12 protein-coding genes are annotated in these 19098 nt (G+C 63.0%); 10 read left to right on the top strand and 2 right to left on the bottom strand.

Features of this window, described 5'->3' with window-relative positions; all coding sequences use genetic code 11:
* Position 1: 1 nt before the first annotated feature.
* Complete coding sequence (locus VGE08_RS09645) at positions 2-1522, top strand: AMP-binding protein (RefSeq protein WP_331067660.1); 1521 nt, start codon at positions 2-4, stop codon at positions 1520-1522.
* Between the two features lie 158 nt (positions 1523-1680).
* On the opposite strand, the gene VGE08_RS09650 is transcribed toward VGE08_RS09645, so the two are convergent.
* Positions 1681-2247: a cysteine hydrolase family protein gene (locus VGE08_RS09650; protein ID WP_331067661.1), complete on the bottom strand. Its 567-nt coding sequence runs from the start codon at positions 2245-2247 to the stop codon at positions 1681-1683.
* A gap of 100 nt (positions 2248-2347) precedes the next feature.
* Here VGE08_RS09650 and VGE08_RS09655 point away from each other — a divergent pair, with 100 nt between their 5' ends.
* The 5 genes from VGE08_RS09655 (at position 2348) to VGE08_RS09675 (ending at position 10631) form a co-directional block, all read left to right on the top strand.
* Positions 2348-4000, top strand: a complete 1653-nt coding sequence (locus tag VGE08_RS09655) for a Na+/H+ antiporter (protein ID WP_331067662.1) — start codon at positions 2348-2350, stop codon at positions 3998-4000.
* Positions 4001-4213: 213 nt separating this feature from the next.
* On the top strand, positions 4214-5668 hold the full coding sequence (locus VGE08_RS09660) for an efflux transporter outer membrane subunit (protein WP_331067663.1): 1455 nt from the start codon (positions 4214-4216) through the stop codon (positions 5666-5668).
* A gap of 13 nt (positions 5669-5681) precedes the next feature.
* Positions 5682-6755, top strand: coding sequence for an HlyD family secretion protein (locus VGE08_RS09665; RefSeq protein WP_331067664.1), 1074 nt, complete (start codon positions 5682-5684; stop codon positions 6753-6755).
* Positions 6752-9502 carry a ribosome-associated ATPase/putative transporter RbbA gene (rbbA, locus tag VGE08_RS09670; RefSeq protein WP_331067665.1) on the top strand — a complete coding sequence of 917 codons (2751 nt, stop codon included), beginning with the start codon at positions 6752-6754 and terminating at the stop codon, positions 9500-9502. The genes VGE08_RS09665 and rbbA overlap by 4 nt, the downstream gene beginning before the upstream one ends.
* A 1-nt stretch (position 9503) precedes the next feature.
* Positions 9504-10631 (top strand): ABC transporter permease, encoded by a 1128-nt coding sequence (locus VGE08_RS09675; RefSeq protein WP_331067666.1) that lies wholly within the window; start codon positions 9504-9506, stop codon positions 10629-10631.
* Between the two features lie 33 nt (positions 10632-10664).
* On the opposite strand, the gene VGE08_RS09680 is transcribed toward VGE08_RS09675, so the two are convergent.
* Positions 10665-11789: a sensor histidine kinase gene (locus VGE08_RS09680; protein ID WP_331067667.1), complete on the bottom strand. Its 1125-nt coding sequence runs from the start codon at positions 11787-11789 to the stop codon at positions 10665-10667.
* A gap of 511 nt (positions 11790-12300) precedes the next feature.
* On the opposite strand from VGE08_RS09680, the gene VGE08_RS09685 reads away from it, so the two are divergent.
* The 4 genes from VGE08_RS09685 (at position 12301) to VGE08_RS09700 (ending at position 18847) form a co-directional block, all read left to right on the top strand.
* Positions 12301-12867: a TetR/AcrR family transcriptional regulator gene (locus VGE08_RS09685; protein WP_331067668.1), complete on the top strand. Its 567-nt coding sequence runs from the start codon at positions 12301-12303 to the stop codon at positions 12865-12867.
* Positions 12868-13011: 144 nt separating this feature from the next.
* A complete protein-coding gene (locus VGE08_RS09690; RefSeq protein ID WP_331067669.1) occupies positions 13012-14178 on the top strand; it encodes an efflux RND transporter periplasmic adaptor subunit in 1167 nt (388 codons plus the stop codon).
* Positions 14175-17369, top strand: coding sequence for a multidrug efflux RND transporter permease subunit (locus VGE08_RS09695; RefSeq protein ID WP_331067670.1), 3195 nt, complete (start codon positions 14175-14177; stop codon positions 17367-17369). The genes VGE08_RS09690 and VGE08_RS09695 overlap by 4 nt, the downstream gene beginning before the upstream one ends.
* Positions 17369-18847: an efflux transporter outer membrane subunit gene (locus VGE08_RS09700; protein ID WP_331067671.1), complete on the top strand. Its 1479-nt coding sequence runs from the start codon at positions 17369-17371 to the stop codon at positions 18845-18847. Before VGE08_RS09695 ends, VGE08_RS09700 begins: the two co-directional genes overlap by 1 nt.
* The last annotated feature ends 251 nt before the right edge of the window (positions 18848-19098 follow it).

The raw sequence follows: 19098 nt of genomic DNA on the forward strand, positions 1-19098 counted from the left end.
CATGCCGCTGAAATCGATCGCGTCGATTCTTCAGGATCATGCCCGGAGCCGGGGTTCCGCTCCGGCCGTGACGTATCCCGAAGGGTCGCTGACCTGGGCCGAGCTGGACCGCCGCTCGAACCAGCGTGCTCGCTGGCTGGCATCGGTGGGCGTCAGGCAAGACGACCTGGTCGTCATCATGCTCCCCAACAGTTGCGAGTTTCACGAAGCGACCGTCGCTGTATGGAAAGCGGGAGCGACGCCGTGTGTGCTACCGTCCAAGCTGCCGGGCCGCGAGGCCAGCGAGATCATCGCGCTCGCGGCGCCGACGGCAGTGATCGGCGATGTTCCATTCGCCTACGACGGGCCGCGACTCCCTGCCGGCGCGGCGCTGGATTCCTACAGCGATGCGCCGGTGAAGGATGCTGGCGCTTCCAGCTGGAAGGCGGTCGCCAGCGGCGGCTCGAGCGGGCGTCCGAAAATCATCGTCGACACCATGCCGGCGTTCATCGATACCGACGCTGCACCGTACCGTCTGCTGGGCTTCTCGCCCGACGGCGCGATGCTCAATCCGGGGCCGCTGTATCACAACATGCCGTTCCTGTTCACCAGCTTCGGGTTGCTGGCCGGCACGCACGTCGTGGGCATGAATCGCTTCGACGCCGAAACCTTCCTTCAGCTGGTCGAGCGTTACAAGATCGATTTCGTCGCAGTCGTACCGACGATGATGCAGCGGATCTGGGCGCTGCCGGAGGCCGTGCGAGCTGCTTATGATGTGTCTTCGCTGAAGAGCGTCTGGCACATGTCCGCGCCTTGCCCGCAATGGGTCAAGCGTGCCTGGATCGAGTGGCTCGGCCCGGACCGCATTTTCGAAGCGTACGGCGGCACCGAAGGCAGCGGCACGGCGATCACCGGCCGGGAATGGCTGGCCAAGCCCGGGTCGGTGGGCAAGGTCACGCCTGGAACAGTGCGTATCCTGCGTGAGGATGGCAGCGAGGCCGCGGTCGGTGAGATCGGCGAAGTGCACCTTCCTGCTGCGGCTCGCGCCAAGTTCCGCTACATCGGCGCGGAAGCAAACATCGACGCGGCCGGCGGCTATTCGATCGGCGATCTCGGTCACATCGACGAGGATGGATACCTGTTTCTCGCCGACCGCCGCTCCGATCTGATCATTCGCGGCGGCGCCAACGTCTATCCGGCCGAGGTCGAAGCGGTGCTGGACGAACATCCGCTGGTGTCCTCTTCGGCTGTGATCGGCTTGCCGGCGGAAGACCTGGGTGAGCGCGTTCACGCCATCCTCCAACTCCGCCCCGGTGCTCCGCTCGACCTTGCGTCCATCATCGCGCACGTCGACGACAGGCTCTCCAAGTACAAGCGCCCGACATCGTATGAAGTGATCGACACGCCGCTGCGCGACGATGCCGGCAAAGTGCGCCGCTCCCTGCTGAAGGCGGAGCGCGTGGCGTGGTTGGGAGCGGGTCGCGAGTTTGAGGTGGACTTGAGCTCGTCGCTCGCGGCTGCAAGCGGTTCCGCCGTCCGTTGATTTCTTGATCGGTTTCGAGTTCGGATTGGAAATGAGGCTCATGCCCCTCCGTGCGTGACGCGCATGTGGGCGCAAGTTTCCGCTTCGGCCCACGCCCACGATTCGTTTGCATGTCAGCTGGCGGGAAGACCGGCTTGCTGACGGCCGCGGGCCATCGGCTATCGGGCGGAGAGGACCGCCGCCGTATCGATCACCGTGCAGTACTCGTCGTGGAGATTGGCCAGCGACATGGAATGGACTTCTTCCGCCGTCCGCAAGCGGCCGTGAAAGTCGCGACGCGCGAATGTGAAACACGCGTCGGCGACCAGATAGGTCGCGAATCCAAGATTGCCCGCCATGCGCACCGTGGCTTCAACGGAATTGTTGGTACTCACCCCGGTAATTACCAGCGTCTCGATGCCGGACGCTCTTAGATGAGATTCGAGGTTGGTACCAATGAAAGCGCTGTTGGTTCGTTTGGGAATGACGAGCTCGCCCGCCTGCGGTGCGACCTCGTCTTTGAATTCGTTCCCGGGCTGACCTGGCCGGTAAGCGGAGGTGGGGAAGGTCGAGTCATGACGAATGTGAATGATCGGCCGATGGTGCCGCCGCCACGCAGCCAGGAGTCGTCCGATGTTCTGCTCGGCGTCCGGATTGTTTCGCGGCCCTTCGGCAGCGTGATAGTCCGCATCGATCGCCTTCTGTACGTCGATGATCAACAGGGCAGCCTGACTCAGCGTTGGCATGAGCTCGTTCTCGATCCGCCTGGCGGCGGGATATGAAGTATTTCAGTCAAAGGGCCGCGTCCGCCATAATGCGGCGGCACTTATTACCTCAGGGAGTTCCATGGGAGCGATCGGTATCGTCTTGTCCATGCTCGCGGCGGTCGTCGCGTCCGGAATCATCGTGCGTGCCATTCCGCTCGCAATCCCGCTCCCGCTAGTGCAGATCGCGTTCGGCGCGGTCATCGCGGCGGGGGCGTACCAACGCGTCGAGCTGAATCCTGAAGTCTTCTTTCTGCTCTTCCTGCCACCGCTGCTGTTCCTGGATGGGTGGCGAATCCCCAAGGAAGGGCTGTTGCGCGACAAGGGCATGATCCTCGAGCTCGCGCTCGGCCTGGTGATCGTCACCGTGCTGGGCATGGGCCTGTTCATCCACTGGCTCATTCCCGCGGTTCCCTATCCGGTCGCCTTCGCGCTCGCAGCCATCGTCTCGCCGACGGACCCGGTCGCCGTCTCCGCGATCAGTGCGCGCTTCCCGATCCCCAAGCGCGTGCTACACGTGCTCGAAGGCGAGTCGCTGCTCAACGATGCGTCGGGTCTCGTGTGCTTCCGGTTCGCCGTGGCCGCGGCCTTGAGCGGAATGTTCTCCCTTTGGTCTGCGGCGGTGACGTTCGTGCAGCTGGTCATCGTCGGCATCATCGCCGGCGTGGTGCTGACCCTCGGCATCATGATGTTCAAGAACTGGATCACGCGCCGCTTCGGCGAGGAGACCGGCGCTCAAGTGGTGATCAGCTTGCTCATTCCGTTCGGTGCTTACGAGCTTGCCGAGCATCTCGGCGGTTCGGGGATCCTGGCGGCGGTGGCCGCGGGCATCACGATGAGCTACGTCGAGCTTTCAGGCCGGGCGCTCGCCGGAACGCGCGTGCAGCGCACGGCGGTCTGGGACACGGTGCAGTTCGCACTCAACGGCATCATGTTCGTGCTGCTCGGGGAACAGCTGCCGGCGATCTTCGAAGGGGCCGTCGAAGCGGTGCGCGACTCCAATCACGAGAATCCATGGTGGTTGGCCGTGTACGTGCTCGCGATCAACCTCGGGCTGGCCGTCCTGCGGTTCCTTTGGGTCTGGGTGTCGCTCTACATCTCTTATCGGCTCGCCGTGCGCAAGGGCGATAAAGAACGCTCGCCGCCCGGAATCAGATTGGTCGCGGCGATGTCCGTCGCCGGTGTGCGCGGCGCGATCACGCTTGCGGGCGTGCTGACGTTGCCGCTCACATTGATGGACGGTTCGGAGTTTCCGGCGCGCGATCTGACGATTCTCCTCGCCGCGGGCGTCATCATTCTTTCGCTCACCGCTGCGAGCTTCCTATTGCCGTTCCTGCTTCGCGGATTGCACTCGCCGACCGAATCCGTCCACGACGATGAAACCGACCTGGCACGCGCCGAAGCTGCCAAAGCGGCGATTCGCGCGGTCGAGGCGGCTGGCCATGAACTGGCGGCGGGCCACAGCGATGCCGACCTCTGCGCAGATGTGGCCAGCCAGGTCATGGACCAATACCGCCGCCGTCTCGAAGGGCACGCCGCAGGCGAGGATTCCGCCCGCATTCGGTTCGCTGAGACGATCGAGCGCAAGCTGCGCCTGGTGGGGCTTAGCGCCGAGCGCGAGACCATTTTCGCCCTGGCACGCAGGAACGAGATCTCGGACGACAAGTCTCGCGCACTGGTGCGCGAGATCGATCTGCTGGAGGAAAGATTGGCGAAGGCGGGCGCTCGTCATTGAGCGTCGAATCGTCGTGCGTGGTTTGCCATCCTGACCAACGGGCCGAAAGCGAGCACGAAGACTGCACCTTCCCGAGTCCGCCTTCGGCACAGATGCGGCCGCCGTGACGGGCAAGATCCATATCCGCGATTTGCGCCTGTGCCGTCCTACTGACCTCGCTGCGGCATCCCCGTAATTCTGCGAGCCGGCTGATCGGAGAGCATGTCATGTCTGATGGCGCTGAAACGACATGTGATACCGCGGCTGCCGGCGACGCTTGCAGCAACTCGATATTGCGCGCTTGTCGCCTTCGCATTGCTCATCGTGGGTTGTGTATCGATGGCGCCGCGTTATCAGGCGCCGCCGCCACCGATTGCGACCGAATACCCGGCCGATGCACCTCGCACGAGCGGTCAACCGGGCGGAGCACTCGAGTGGCGCAGTGTCTTCGCGGACGCGGAACTGCAACGCATCATCGAGCAGGCCCTAGAGAATAGTCGCGACCTGCGAGTTTCATTCCTGCGAGTGCTGGAAGCGCGAGCGCTACGCGGCATCCAGCGTGCAGATCGTGTCCCGAACGTTGCCATCAACGCCGCCGGCGACCGCGGGCGCATGCCTGCCGATCTGAGCGTGCTGGGCCGATCCACCGTCAGCAGCGCCTATCAGGTCACGGCGGGTGTTGCGACGTGGGAGCTGGATTTCTGGGGGCGCGTGCGCAATCTCGATCTCGCCGCGATTGAAGATTATCTGGCCGCCGACGCCGCGCGACGTGCGTTTACGGTGAGCCTCGTCGCTCAGGTCGCCAACGCATGGTTGTTGCAGCGTGAGCTGGATCGTCGGCTGGCGATCGCGAACAGCACCATCCGATCGCGCGAGGAGTCCTTTCGCATTTTCAAACGACGCTTTGAGGTGGGCGCGAGCACACAGCTCGAGCTGATGCAGGTCGAGACGCTGCTGACTCAGGCGCAGTCGCTGGCCGTCCAGCTGGAGCAGGCGCGTGCGACGAACCGTCATGCGATCGACTTGCTGGTGGGTGCGCCAATCGATCTGCCGCCCCGGACGGACACGTTCGAGGGCGACGCCGAACTGGTGCGCGCCGTCAGTGCAGGGCTGCCATCGGACTTGCTCGTACAGCGTCCTGACATCATTGCCGCCGAACATCAGCTGCGCGCGGCGCATGCAAATATCGGCGCGGCGCGCGCCGCGTTTTTCCCCAGGGTGACGTTGACCGGCGATCTTGGCGTCGCCAGTGCGCAATTCGACGGGTTGTTCGAGTCCGGCAGTCGCTCCTGGGCGTTCACACCTGTCATCTCGCTGCCCATCTTCACCGGGGGACGGCTCCGCTCGAACCTCGATCTCGCAGAAGTGCGACGCGATGTCGCGGTGGCAAATTACGAGCTGACGATCCAGGCAGCGTTTCGCGACGTCGCTGACGCCTTGTCCGCTCATCATTGGCTCGGCGAACAACTGCGCATTCAGCGCAACGCGCTGCGTGCGCTGACCGAACGCTCCCGGCTCGCTCAGCTGCGCTATGACAGCGGCGCTGCGAGCTACCTCGAAGTGCTCGATGCGCAACGCGATCTCTTGAATGCCGAGCAGGCGCTCGTTCAGCTGCAAAGCGCGCTGCAATCGAGTCGTGTCGCCTTGTTCGCAGCGCTCGGCGGCGGCGCCCTCGGCGCGGGCGAATAGTGAGATCGCGATCATGAACCAGGACAGGAAGAAAAAGACCATTGCGATTGCGATCGTCGCCGCTGTGGGCGCAATAGCCTGGATCCTGTGGCGCACGCTGCAGCCGGAGGGTTTCGGCGACGCCTTCGTCAGCGGCAATGGCCGTATCGAAGCGACCGAGATCAATGTCGCCGCGAAGTTGGGTGGACGCGTCGAAGACATCTTCGTTCGCGAAGGCGACTTCGTGAAGGCGCATCAACCGCTCGCAAAGATGCAGGTGGTGACGCTAGAAGCGCAGCGTGATGAAGCGCGAGCGATCCATCAGCAGGCGATTACCTCGGTTGCCACAGCAAAGGCGCAGTTGGCCATGCGGCGCAGTGAGGTCGCTGCTGCGCAAGCCGCCGTCATCGAGGCCGAGAGCGCGCTCGACGCCGCCGAACGGCGCTTGAATCGCTCCGAGATGCTAGCGAAGGAAGGCGCGTCCTCGGGTCAGGAGCTGGATGACGACCGTGCGCGGGCGCGTGCGGCAAGAGCTGCACTTGAGGCAGCGAAAGCTCGGGTCGTTGCTGCAGAGTCTGCTGTCGAGGCAGCCCGCACTCAGATTGTCGGGGCGGAATCCTCGGTGATCGCAGCTGCGGCCACGGTTGCGCGCATCGAGGCGGACATCGAGGACAGTGTTCTGTCGTCGCCGCGCGATGGGCGCGTTCAGTACCGGATCGCACAGCCTGGTGAGGTCCTGGCCGCCGGCTCCCCGGTCCTCAACCTCGTCGACCTGAGCGACGTTTACATGACGTTCTTCCTGCCCGAAACCGTCGTGGGGCGCGTCGCCCTGGGCAGCGAGGTGCGCATCATTCTTGATGCTGCACCGGAGTTCGTGATTCCAGCGAAGGTGTCATTCGTCGCCGATACCGCGCAGTTCACGCCGAAGACGGTGGAGACTGCAAACGAACGGCAGAAGCTGATGTTTCGCGTCCGTGCGCACATCGATCGTGATCTGCTCCAGAAACATCTGACGCAGGTCAAGACGGGGCTGCCGGGCGTTGCCTGGCTCAAGCTCGATCGCGAGACACCCTGGCCCGAGAGCCTCGCAATCAACACGCCCGAATGAGCGCCATCATGCAGCTCGCTTCGCCGGTCGCGGTGCTCGAGAATGTAAGTCTGCGCTACGGCAAAGTGTGCGCGCTCGATCGCATCGAGCTCCAGATCCCGGCCGGATGCATGGTGGGCGTCATCGGGCCCGACGGTGTCGGCAAGTCGAGTCTGCTCTCGCTGCTCGCCGGTACGCGCGCCGTGCAGGACGGCAAAGTGACTGTCCTCGGCGGCGACATGTCGAGCGCGAAGCACCGCAATCAAGTGTGTCCCGACATTGCATATATGCCACAGGGACTGGGCCGCAATCTGTATCCGACGCTATCGGTGGAGGAAAACCTCCAGTTCTTTGCCCGTCTGTTCGGACACGACGCCGCTGAACGCCGGCGTCGTATCGATCTGCTCACGCGGGCGACGGGGCTGTATCCCTTTCTGCACCGGCCGGCCGGCAAGCTGTCGGGCGGAATGAAGCAGAAGCTCGGATTGTGTTGCTCGCTGATCCACGATCCGACGCTGCTGATCCTCGACGAGCCGACGACCGGCGTCGATCCGCATGCGCGCCGGCAGTTCTGGGATCTGATCGAGGACATTCGCAGATCGCGTCCCGGCATGAGTGTGATCGTCGCGACGGCCTATATGGATGAAGCAAGCCGCTTCGATTGGCTCGTGGCGATGGACGCAGGCCGGATCCTTGCCGTCGGCACCCCGCAAGACCTGTACGAGCGCACGCACACGAAGTCGCTCGAAGCCGCGTTCATCGCACTCATGCCGGAGGAGAAGCGACGCGGATATGTCGAAGTCACCATTCCACCGCTGCAGCAAGGCGACACAGAGGACGTCGCGATCGAAGCGAACAACCTGACGATGCGCTTCGGCGACTTCGTCGCGGTCGATCACGTGAGCTTTCGCATCAAGCGCGGCGAGATCTTCGGGTTCCTGGGCTCGAACGGCTGCGGTAAGACCACGACCATGAAGATGCTCACCGGCCTGCTCGAAGCGAGCGAAGGCGAGGCGAAGCTGTTTGGCAACCCAGTCGATCCGCGCGACATGCAGACGCGACGCCGCGTCGGTTATATGTCGCAGTCGTTCTCGCTCTACACCGAGCTGACGGTGCAGCAGAACCTGTTGCTGCATGCACGGCTGTTCCATGTGCCGGAAGCCGAGATTCCGGCGCGCGTCGCACAGATGATCGAGCGCTTCGGCCTTGCAGGGTCGGTCGATGAGTTGCCTTTGCGTCTGCCGCTCGGAATGCGCCAGCGGCTGTCGCTTGCAGTGGCGCTCGTGCACGGCCCGGAGCTGCTCATCCTGGACGAGCCGACCTCCGGTGTGGACCCCGTCGCTCGCGACGGCTTCTGGCGCCTGCTGATCGATCTGTCGCGCCAGGACGGCGTCACGATTTTCATTTCGACGCACTTCATGAACGAGGGCGAGCGGTGCGACCGGATCTCGCTCATGCATGCAGGGAAGGTGCTCGTGAGCGACTCGCCGGCGAGACTGATCGAGCAGCGCGGCGTCGCGACGCTTGAAGATGCCTTTCTTGCTTACCTTGAAGATGCCGGCGCGGGCACGGGCGTCTCCGAATCGGACAGCGCTCCGACGATGAGTGCGCGCCCGGAGGCCCATGCGAGCACACGCAAGCGCGGCTTCAGTCTGCAACGCATGCTCAGTTACACGATGCGCGAAACCCTCGAGCTGCAGCGCGACCCCGTGCGCGCCGCGCTGGCGCTGCTCGGCAGTGTGATTCTCATGTTCATCATGGGATTCGGTATCAGCCTGGATGTTGAAGACTTGCCGTTCGCTGTGCTCGATCGCGATCAAACGGGTCTCAGCAACAGCTACGCGCTCAATCTGGCAGGGTCCGCTTACTTCATCGAACGGCCGCCGATCGCTGACTACGAAGATCTCGAGTACCGCATGCGAGCCGGCGAGCTTGCGCTTGCGATCGAGATCCCGCCGGGATTCGCGCGCAGCATCCAACGTGGGGACGCTGTCCAGATCGGCGCATGGGTCGACGCCGCGATGCCCCAACGCGCGGAAACCGTGCAGGGATATGTGCAGGGCATGCACCAACTCTGGCTCGTGCAGCAGGCGAGAGAGCGGCTCGGTTATACACCGGCCTCTGCGATCAATATCGAGACGCGCTTTCGGTACAACCCCGACGTCGAAAGTCTGCCCGCGATCGTGCCCGCGGTGATTCCGATTCTGCTGCTCCTGATTCCGGCGATGCTGACGGCGTTGTCGGTCGTGCGCGAGAAAGAGTTGGGCTCGATCATAAATTTCTATGCGACGCCGACGACGCGCACCGAATTCCTGCTCGGCAAACAGCTCCCGTACATCGCGCTCGCGTTCATCAACTTCTTGCTGCTGACGCTGCTGTCGATCACGGTGTTCGGTGTGCCGGTGAAGGGCAGCTTTGCAACCCTGGCGCTCGCAGCGCTCGTTTACGTTGCCTACACGACCGGCTTCGGCTTGTTCTGCTCGACGTTCACACGCACGCAGACCGCGGCCATCTTCGTTGCCATGATCTTCAGCATCGTGCTCGCGGTCGAGTTCGCCGGACTCATGAACCCCGTATCGTCGCTCGAAGGCTTCGGCTACGCGATCGGACGCGTGCAACCCACGACTCACATGGTGACGATCAGCCGCGGCGTGTTCGGCAAGGCGCTGGGCTTCACGGATTTGCAGGCGTATTTCTGGACGATCGTCGCCGCTGTTCCGGTCGCGTTGGCCGTCTCCATAGCATTGTTGAAAAAGCAGGGCGCGTGAGATGAACCGGCGCGTCGCGAACATCTATCGGCTCGGCGTAAAGGAACTGTGGAGCATCGCGCGCGACCCGATGCTGATCCTGCTGATCGTCTACGCGTTCACCCTGTCGATCTATACGTCCGCAACCGCGATACCGGAGTCGTTACACAAGGCGGCGATCGCGATCGTGGACGAGGACCGCTCGCCGCTGTCCGGCCGTATTGCATCCGCGTTTTATCCGCCGCACTTCCAGCGCCCGGCGATGATTTCGCTCGCCGAGCTCGATCCCGGCCTGGATGCGGGCGAGTTCACCTTCGGCCTGGTGATCCCGACCGGATTGCAACGCGATCTGCTCGCCGGGCGGGCGCCCGAGATTCAGCTCAACGTCGATGCCACCCGGATGAGCCAGGCGTTCGTCGGCAGCGGGGCCGTGCAGCAGATCGTCAATGGGGAAGTGACCGAATTCCTGCAAGGCTATCGGCGCACCACAACGGCGCCCGTGGACCTGGCGCTGCGGATGCGCTTCAACCCGACGCTCGAAAGATCGTGGTTCATGGGTGTGATGACGATCATCGATCGCGTGACCCTGGTATCGCTCATTCTTACGGGCGCCGCGCTGATTCGCGAGCGCGAACGCGGGACGATCGAGCATTTGCTCGTCATGCCGGTGACCCCGTTCGAAATCATGGTGTCGAAAGTGGTGTCCATGGGACTGGTGACGATCGTCGCCACCGGCTTGTCGCTGGCCATCGTGGTCGAGGCGCTGTTACAGACCCCGATTCAGGGCTCCAGACTGCTGTTCTTGTTCACGGGAGCGTTGACCCTCGCATCGATGACGTCCATGGGCATCCTCCTGGCGACGTTCTCCCGCACGATGCCGCAGTTCGCCCTGTTGCTGATGCTCATCATTGTTCCACTCCAGCTGCTCTCCGGCGGAACAACGCCGCGCGAGAGCATGCCCGAGCTCGTCCAGGCCGCAATGCTCCTGGCTCCGACGACGCACTACGTCGCAGCAAGCCAGGCCATTCTTTATCGTGGGGCGAGCCTCGACATCATCTGGCCGCAGCTCACTGCCATCACCCTGATCGGTGCGGCGTTCTTCTGGATCGCGCACGCTCGCTTTCGCAGGACGATTGCAGCGATGGCGTAGGTGCGCTCATCTGCAGGAAGGGGCTCGTGTTCTCTACGCCAACGCCCGCTGCATCACCAGAAACTGCTCCGTGATCGGCATCATCGGCAAAGTGAAATAGAAAATCGCGCCGTCGCCGGGTTTGCCCTCGGCCCAGATGCGGCCGCCGTGGCGGTCGATGATGCGCGCGACGGTGGCGAGGCCGACGCCGGTGCCTTCGAAGTCGGCGGCACCGTGCAGGCGTTGGAAAGGTTTGAACAGTTTCTGCTCGTGCGCCATGTCGAAACCGGCGCCGTTGTCTTTGATGAACAGGGTGGCCATCGAGCCGTGTAGGGACTGGCCGACTTCGATGCGCGCGTGTTCGGTTCGCGAGGTGAACTTCCAGGCGTTGGCGAGCAGGTTGATGAATAGATCGTTGATGAGTCGGCGGTCGCCGTGCACGGTCATGCCCGGCTGAATCTCTACATCAACGCTGCGCGCCGGCTCCTTCTGGCGCAGGTCTAGAATGATGCTTTCCGCCAGCGCGGTTACGTCGATGATCTCTCGATGTAACGTATGCCGCGAGATTCGCGACAGCACCAGCAGCGCGTCGATGAGCTCGGACATCTGCTTCACGCTGCCTTGAATACGAGTCAGGCGCCGACGCTGGTCCTCGGTCGCATTCGGCATCGACAATTCCAGCAGGCCCGCCTGGCCGGCGATGGTGGTCAGCGGCGAACGCAGATCGTGCGACACCGAGGCGGTGAACGCTTCGAGCTCGCGATTGGCCCGGGCCAGCGACTCGTTGGCATCGCGCAGCTGGCGCCGGCTCGGCACCGAGAGGATGGAGGGCAACGAGCGCCACAACAGAATCCCCGTGGGGATGGCGGCGAGCGCGGTGGCCGCTTTGACCACGCCTTCCAGCCAGTAGGCGGTGTGCCAGATATTCCACACGGCCACCAGGCGGGTCAGCCCGCACAACACGATGAAGATGCCGAGCGCGATCAACAGCCGGTTGGACGGCAGGTCCCGGCGGCGGCGCGCTACATGCAGCAGCACGAAAGGAATCGCGAAATAAGCGATCGCGACCAGGATGTCCGCGATGGCGTGCATCCATAGGATGCCGGGAGTCCACATATAGCTGTGTCCGTGAGGCAAGAACTGGTCGCCGCTAAACCAGGACACATCGGTGTCGGGCATGCGTGCTCCTGAAAGTTTTCGGCGCGCATTGTCGCAAAAGCATGACCTGATTCGTCTTCATTTCGACATTCAATGCGCGGTCGCCTCAACGTTGGTTCTGGTTCGCCACAGCGTCTTTATACAGCGCCTCAATAAAGTGTCGCCCGAGCGCCGGAGCACTTCCAGGCTGGCCGGAGCGATGGGGGCTTCACCAATTACGCAAGCCGTCAGACTCTGAGGTGCACTGTCTTCGGTTGCGAACTGGTACTTTACGAAATCCGGTTCCATTGACGCAGTAGTTTGGAAAAATTGACTGAATGGCTTCAAAAGAGCACAGATGGACTTGGCAAACATCGATTTTTCTAAACAACAGGTCAGCGCCTCAGCGAGCTTGGGGCGCCGCTCCAAGGCATGGCCTGGTATGAAATGGCCTGCAGCGCATGCCGGAAAGTTATTACACCCTGTACCGGCTGGACGGTATATTCACCGTCCAGTCGGTACAGTCCCATCGGCACAGCGAGGTCTTCGAAACATGGCGGAGTTGGCGTCCAACATCAGCCCCGCGCGCGAACGGATCCTCGAGGCTGCCGAGCGAGTTGTCGTGGAAGTCGGCGCCGCCCGCATGACGCTCGATGGCGTCGCGCAGGCCGCCGGTGTGAGCAAAGGTGGATTGCTGTACCACTTCCCGTCCAAGGAGTCGTTGCTCGGCGCGCTCGCCAAGCGCTACGTGGACAACATGACCGACTGTGTCGAGCAGGCGAAGAGCGACACCGGCGAGACCGAGGGCCGCGACCTGAAGGCGTGCATTCTCGGCATCCTCGAGCATCAGCCGCGTTCCAAGATCGCCGGCATGGGTGCCGCGTTGTTCGCCGCCGCTGCCAACGATCTGACTTTGCTGGAAGTGATTCGCGAGCGCATCGCGCAGTACACGAAGCAGATCGAGGAGAGCAACGTAGAGTTTGCGCGTGCCGCGATCGTAACGCTGGCGATCGACGGCCTGATGATGCGCGAGTCCTTGCGCATCTCGAGTTTCACCGAGGAACAGCGTGAACGAGTCGTGCAGCAATTGTTACAGATCGCCGATGAGGCTTATCGCTGAGGCATAGGCCTCGGCCCGGTAGGAAGGAAGCCGGACTCCCGTCCAACAGCCACCCGTTTTTGATCCCCGAGCGTCATGGCGCTCGCGGCCAAGTATTCGAGCTCGTCAGGTAGGACGCATATGAACGTCATTCGTCAGTCATTCGTGAGATCCCTTGTTGTCATCGCTGTCGGCGGCGTACTGCTCGCCGCGTGCGGCGGCGGTCAGCAGCAGCAACACCAGATGCCGCCGCCGGAAGTCGCGGTGCAGACGGTGGAGAAGAATCCAGTGCCGCTGGATCTTACTTACACCGCTCGCACGGTCGGCTCGCGTGAAGTGGAAGTGCGAGCCCGCGTGGGCGGCATCCTGCTGAAGCGGCGCTATCAGGAAGGCGGGCCAGTCAAACAAGGACAGCCCTTGTTCCTGATCGATCCGGAGCCGGTGCGTGCGCGCCTGGCCTCTGCTCGTGCTGAAGTCGCAGTTGCGAAGGCGCGCCTCGAAGAAGCGCGTCGCCAGCGCGATCGTGTATTGCCGCTGTTCGAGAAGAACGCGGTGAGCCAGAGCCGTCGCGATGAAGCGGTGTCCGCGTTCGAAGTTGCCGAGGCCAGCCACGCCGCCGCCGAATCGGCGCTGCGTATGGCTCAGCTCGATCTCGAATACACGGACGTTCGCGCGCCGATCTCCGGTTTGTCGAGCCGGGAAGTGCTGTCCGAAGGCAGTCTCGTGTCTACCGAGCAGAGCTCCAGCCTGCTGACCAAGATCGTGCAGGTGGATCCTTTGTATGTCGAGTTCTCGGTGCCCGAGGCCGAGGCGGCGATGATTCGCGCCTCGCTCGCTCCGGCCAACCAGGCGAACGCACCCCGCGTGCGATTGTTGTTGGAGAGCGGCAAGGAATATCCGGAGACCGCGAAAGTCACTTTCGTCGATAACGCGGTCGATGTGAATTCAGGCACCGTGCGCGTCCGGGCTGTGCTGAGCAATCCCGAGGCGCAGCTGATTCCGGGCCAGTTCATTCGCGCCCGTGTCGACGGCGTGATGTTGAGCAACGTCGTGGTCGTGCCGCGCAAGGCCGTGATGTCGAGCGCGCAAGGTCAGTTCATCTGGATCGTGAACGGCGAAGAGAAAGTCGAGTTCCGTCCGGTGCAGCTCGGCCGCTCCATGGGCAACAACATCATCGTCACCGAGGGTCTGGCTCCCGGCGATCGCTACATCGTCGAGGGTGTGCTCAAAGTGCAGCCCGGCATCCAGGTGAGCGCCGTGTCGATGGATGCAGCGTCCAAGCAGGCTGAGCAGCAGCCGGCTGCTCCTGGGGAGCGCAAGGAGACTGCATGATCTCGAAATTCTTCATCACGCGGCCGATCTTTGCCTGCGTCATCTCGGCGTTCATCGTGATCGCCGGGTTGGGCGGCATGATCTCGCTGCCCATCTCCGCTTATCCCGACATCATTCCACCGTCGGTCACGGTGTCCGCGACCTATCCAGGCGCGACCGCCGAGACCATCGCCGACACCGTGGCCGCGCCGCTCGAAAAGGAGATCAACGGCGTCGAAGGCATGTTGTACATGAGCTCGGTGAACTCGGGCAACGGCACGCTGATGATCACGGTGACGTTCAACATCGGCGTCGATCCCGACATGGCCACGGTGAACGTCAACAACCGCATTCAGGCGGCGGTGCCACGCTTGCCCGAAGAAGTGCGGCGTCAGGGTGTGGTCGTGCGCAAGGCATCGTCGACCTTCCTGCAGATCGTGTCGATTCACTCGCCCGACAACAGCCTCGACGTGCTCACGCTGAGCAGCTACGCGACGTTGAACGTCGTCGATGAGTTGCGCCGTATTCCCGGTATCGGCGACATACAGCTGTGGGGCCAGGACTATGCCATCCGCATCTGGATGCAGCCGGACAAGCTGGCGCAGCTCGGCTTGACGCCGTCGGACGTGGCCGCGGCGGTTCGCCAGCAGAATTCGCAGTTCGCCGCCGGCCATGTCGGTGTCGAGCCGGTCAGCGATCAGGTCGACTTCACTTACGCGGTAACGGCGCAAGGCCGTCTGCAAGAGCCCGAACAGTTCGAGCAGATCGTCGTACACACCACGGAAGCGGGCGGCATCGTGCGTCTGAAGGACGTGGCACGCGTCGAGCTGGGCGCGCAGACATATAACAACCAGTCCACCATCAATGGTCAGCGCGCCGTGATGATGGCGCTGGTGCTGCAGCCCGGCGCTAACGCGCTTGAGACCGGCAGCGCCGTGCAGAAGCGTCTCGAAGAGCTGTCGCGCGATTTCCCGGAGGGCATGGCTTACTCGATTCCTTACGACACCATTCAATACGTGAAGGTGTCGATCAAGGAAGTGGTCAAGACGCTGATCGAGGCCATGATCCTGGTGTTCTTCGTGGTGCTGCTGTTCCTGCAGAACTGGCGCGCCACCGTGATTCCCATGCTGGCGGTGCCGGTATCGCTGATCGGCACGTTCGCGGCCATGCAGCTGTTCGGCTTCTCGATAAACATGCTGACGTTGTTCGGTATGGTGCTGGCCATCGGCATCGTGGTCGACGATGCCATCGTGGTGCTCGAAAACGTCGAGCGCATCATGACCACTGAGAACCTGCCGGCGCCGCAGGCCACGGAAAAGGCCATGGAAGAAGTGACGCGGCCGGTGATCGCCATCGTGCTGGTGTTGACTGCCGTGTTCCTGCCCGTGGCATTCTTGGGCGGACTGGTCGGCGAAATGTATCGACAGTTCGCCGTGACCATCTCGGTGTCGGTGGTGATCTCGGGCTTCGTCGCGCTGACTTTGACACCGGCGCTGTGCGCGCTGCTGTTGAAGCACGATCACATGGTCGAGAACCGCCTCCTGAAGGGCTTCAACCGCTGGTTCGAGCGCATGACCGGTCGCTACGAGCGCGGTGTGCGCTTCATCATGAAGCGTGGCGCGGTCGCGGCCGGCATGTTCGTCGTGATGCTGGTGGCGGTGGTGGGGCTGTTCAAAGCGCTGCCGACCTCGCTGGCGCCTTCGGAAGATCAGGGTTACGTGTTCGTGATCGGCGCGTTGCAGGATGCCGCGTCGCTGGATCGCACCATCAAGTCGATGGAAACAGTCGCTGCCACGGTGCGCGAGCATCCGGCAGTGGCGAATGCAGTGGCGGTGTCCGGCATGGACCCGCTCACCTTCGCGTTCAAGACCAACAGCGGCATCATCTGGTTGCCCATGAAGCCGTGGGACGAGCGCAAGACTCAAGATCTGTCGCCCGGAGCGCTGGTCGGCGCCGTGTTCGCCGCTGCCTCCAAGGTCAAGGATGGATTCTTTTTCGCGGTCGAGCCGCCGCCCATCGAAGGGCTGTCGATGACGGGTGGCTTCGAGGCGTACATCCAGTCGCGTGGCAGCGGCACGATCAAGGATCTCGAGGCCGTGACCGAGAAGCTGGTGGCCGCCGCCAACCAGCGTCCCGAGCTGGCCGGCACGATGACTACGTTCCGGGCCAGCGTGCCGCAAATGCGCATCGACCTGGATCGCGAGAAGGCGATGACGCTCGGCGTGGAAGTCGGGCAGGTGTTCGAAACCTTGCAGAGCACGTTCGGTGCGCTGTACGTCAACGACTTCAATCGCAACGGCCGCGTGTATCAGGTGCAGCTGCAATCGGAGCCGCGTTTCCGTGCCTATCCGGAAGATATTCGTAACGTGTATGTGCGTTCGAGGCGGGGCGAGCTGGTGCCGCTGACCGCGCTTGCCAACATTCGTGAGGTGCAAGGCGCCGAAATCGTCGAGCGCTTCAACGCCTTCACCGCGGCGAAGATCATGGGCTCGGCGGCGCCAGGCTACAGCTCGGGCGATGCGATTGCAGTGATCGAAGAAGTGGCCGCGCAGACGCTGCCTCATGACTATCAGCTGGCGTTCACCGGTACCGCGTATCAGGAGAAGGTCAGCGGCGGTGCTTCGCAGGGCGTGTATCTGCTCGGCGTGCTGATGGTGTTCCTGATCCTGGCGGCGCAGTTCGAGCGTTGGACCTTGCCGGTCGCCGTGATCCTGGCGGTGCCGTTCGCGGCATTCGGCGCCTTCCTCGCCGTGTTCGTGCGCGGGCTGGCGAACGACATCTATTTCCAGATCGGCATGCTCACGCTGGTCGGCCTGGCGGCGAAGAACGCCATCCTGATCGTCGAGTTCGCGCTGATGAAATATCACGAAGGCATGAAGCTGATGGACGCGGCCATCGAAGGCGCGAAGCTGCGCTTCCGTCCCATCATCATGACTTCGCTGGCGTTGATCTTCGGCGTGCTGCCATTGGCCATCAGCAGCGGTGCCGGCGCCAACAGCCGTCACTCGCTGGGCACCAGCGTGATCGGCGGCATGCTGGCGGCAACCTTCATCGCCACGCTGTTCGTGCCGCTGTTCTTCAAGTGGATCGCGAGCGCGCGGGGCGGCGAAGCGTATGACGAGGTGCATGGCAAGGGCCATGACAAAGGTCAGGGTCAAGGTCCGCACGGCGGCGAGGAGCCCAAGCCGGCGGCACCGCGTGAATCGAATTGATGAGTGTTGAGCGCATGAACAAGCAGGCAATAAAAACCTCGGCCCGCGTGACGTTGACGGTGGCGATTGCCGCCGTGCTGGGTGGCTGTTTCGTTTCCAAGGTCGATCCGCAGAAACCGCAGCTGCCACTGCCGGACGCGCTGCCGGCGCAGGCGGCGGAAACCAGTCCGTTGCCGAATCCGTGGTGGACGTTGTTCGGCGATGCCAGGCTGAACGAGCTGATCGTCGAAGCGTTACAGCACAACCCGGACGCGCAGATCGCTGCAGCCCGGGTCATGGAAGCGCGTTCGTTCCTTCGCATTGCCAATGCCGATCGCCTGCCGAGGATCGATCTCGACGGCAACGCCACGCGATCCAAGCAAAGCGAGTCGTCACTGCAGCAGCAGGGGTTGGGTGATATCCCCGGCTTTCCTACACATCAAACTCTGTACACGGTGCAGGGCACGGTGGGATACGAGCTGGATCTGTGGGGCAAGTATCAGCGCGCATCGGAATCGGCGCGTGCTCTGCTGTTGAACAGCGAATACGGCCGCGAGGCGACCAAGCTCAGCCTTACCGGCGAAGTGGCGCGCGTCTATTACTCGCTGATCGCGGCGGCCGAACAGTTGGCGCGAGGACGCGACACGCTGACTTCACGCGAGGAGGCCGCGGCGCTGGAGAAGCTGCGCTTCGATTCGGGCGAGAGTGACGAGTTCACTTATAAGCGTGCCCAAGCGGACGCTGCCGCTACGCGCGTTTCCACGCGGCAGCTGGAGTTGCGGGTGGTTCAGCTCACCAACGCGCTCGGAGTGTTACTGGGACGTTCGCCCAAGGCCCTGGTCGATGAAGCCATCAGCGTGCAAGGCATCAACTTGCCGGGGCCGGTGCAACTGCCGGCGGCGTTGCCGTCGTCGGTGTTGGCGCAGCGTCCGGATATCGGTGCGGCCGAAGCGGCACTCAATGCGTCGGCAGCCGAGATCGGTGTCGCTCGCGCTCAGCTGTTCCCGAGCATCAGCATCACTGGCGCATTCGGGTCGGTCAGCCCCGAGCTGGATGACCTGTTCACCGGCCCGTCCAAGGCATGGTCGGCGACTGGGGGCATTCTGCAGCCGCTCTTTCAGGGCGGCAGGTTGCGAGCAAATGTTTCTCGCGCCGAGGCGGTGAGGGAGCAGCGCAAGGCCGAGTATGCGCGGACCGTGCAGCAGGCATTCCGCGAAGTGTTGGATACGCTGCAAGGCCAATCATTGATTGCTGGCGTGCGCGAAGCCAACAACGAGCAGGTCGAGGCGCTCAGCCGTGCCACGGAGCTGGCCGAGCTGCGCTACGACCAGGGTGACATTTCGTACCTGGAATTGCTCGACGTGCGTCGTGGCTTGTATCAGGCACAGATCGACCTCGTGGCGGCGCAACGCGATGCATTGCTGAATACCGTCGATCTCGCGCTGGCCGTGGGCGGTGGACTGGGCGATCAAGCCGAGCCGTTAACCGCACGTCGCTGAGCAACAATTCGCGGGCGGCCGGTTCTCGGCCGCCCCTTGGAAGCTTCCGGTTGAGCAAACATTACCAACGCCGGCCAGCTTCATTGCAGAAAATACAATAGAAACATTCCCATCCCCAGCAATGTCGCGCGCTGCCGGTCGGCATGCGAGCTGCATATCGGGCTCAGTGGTTTTTCTGACGAGGTCTCGGACCTTTCCGAAAGCCAAGAGCGTTGTTGGCATCGCGCACCAACTGGAGCGCGAGAACATGC

Origin of the sequence: Steroidobacter sp., from assembly GCF_036406195.1 — a bacterium.
GTDB lineage: Bacteria > Pseudomonadota > Gammaproteobacteria > Steroidobacterales > Steroidobacteraceae > Steroidobacter.

What these genes read in the sequence shown, in the direction of transcription:
- VGE08_RS09645 (WP_331067660.1), top strand. Translation starts at nt 2, where the DNA reads ATGCCGCTGAAATCGATCGCGTCGATTCTTCAGGATCATGCCCGGAGC.
- VGE08_RS09650 (WP_331067661.1), bottom strand. Translation starts at nt 2,247, where the DNA reads ATGCCAACGCTGAGTCAGGCTGCCCTGTTGATCATCGACGTACAGAAG.
- VGE08_RS09655 (WP_331067662.1), top strand. Translation starts at nt 2,348, where the DNA reads ATGGGAGCGATCGGTATCGTCTTGTCCATGCTCGCGGCGGTCGTCGCG.
- VGE08_RS09660 (WP_331067663.1), top strand. Translation starts at nt 4,214, where the DNA reads ATGGCGCTGAAACGACATGTGATACCGCGGCTGCCGGCGACGCTTGCA.
- VGE08_RS09665 (WP_331067664.1), top strand. Translation starts at nt 5,682, where the DNA reads ATGAACCAGGACAGGAAGAAAAAGACCATTGCGATTGCGATCGTCGCC.
- rbbA (WP_331067665.1), top strand. Translation starts at nt 6,752, where the DNA reads ATGAGCGCCATCATGCAGCTCGCTTCGCCGGTCGCGGTGCTCGAGAAT.
- VGE08_RS09675 (WP_331067666.1), top strand. Translation starts at nt 9,504, where the DNA reads ATGAACCGGCGCGTCGCGAACATCTATCGGCTCGGCGTAAAGGAACTG.
- VGE08_RS09680 (WP_331067667.1), bottom strand. Translation starts at nt 11,789, where the DNA reads ATGCCCGACACCGATGTGTCCTGGTTTAGCGGCGACCAGTTCTTGCCT.
- VGE08_RS09685 (WP_331067668.1), top strand. Translation starts at nt 12,301, where the DNA reads ATGGCGGAGTTGGCGTCCAACATCAGCCCCGCGCGCGAACGGATCCTC.
- VGE08_RS09695 (WP_331067670.1), top strand. Translation starts at nt 14,175, where the DNA reads ATGATCTCGAAATTCTTCATCACGCGGCCGATCTTTGCCTGCGTCATC.
- VGE08_RS09700 (WP_331067671.1), top strand. Translation starts at nt 17,369, where the DNA reads ATGAGTGTTGAGCGCATGAACAAGCAGGCAATAAAAACCTCGGCCCGC.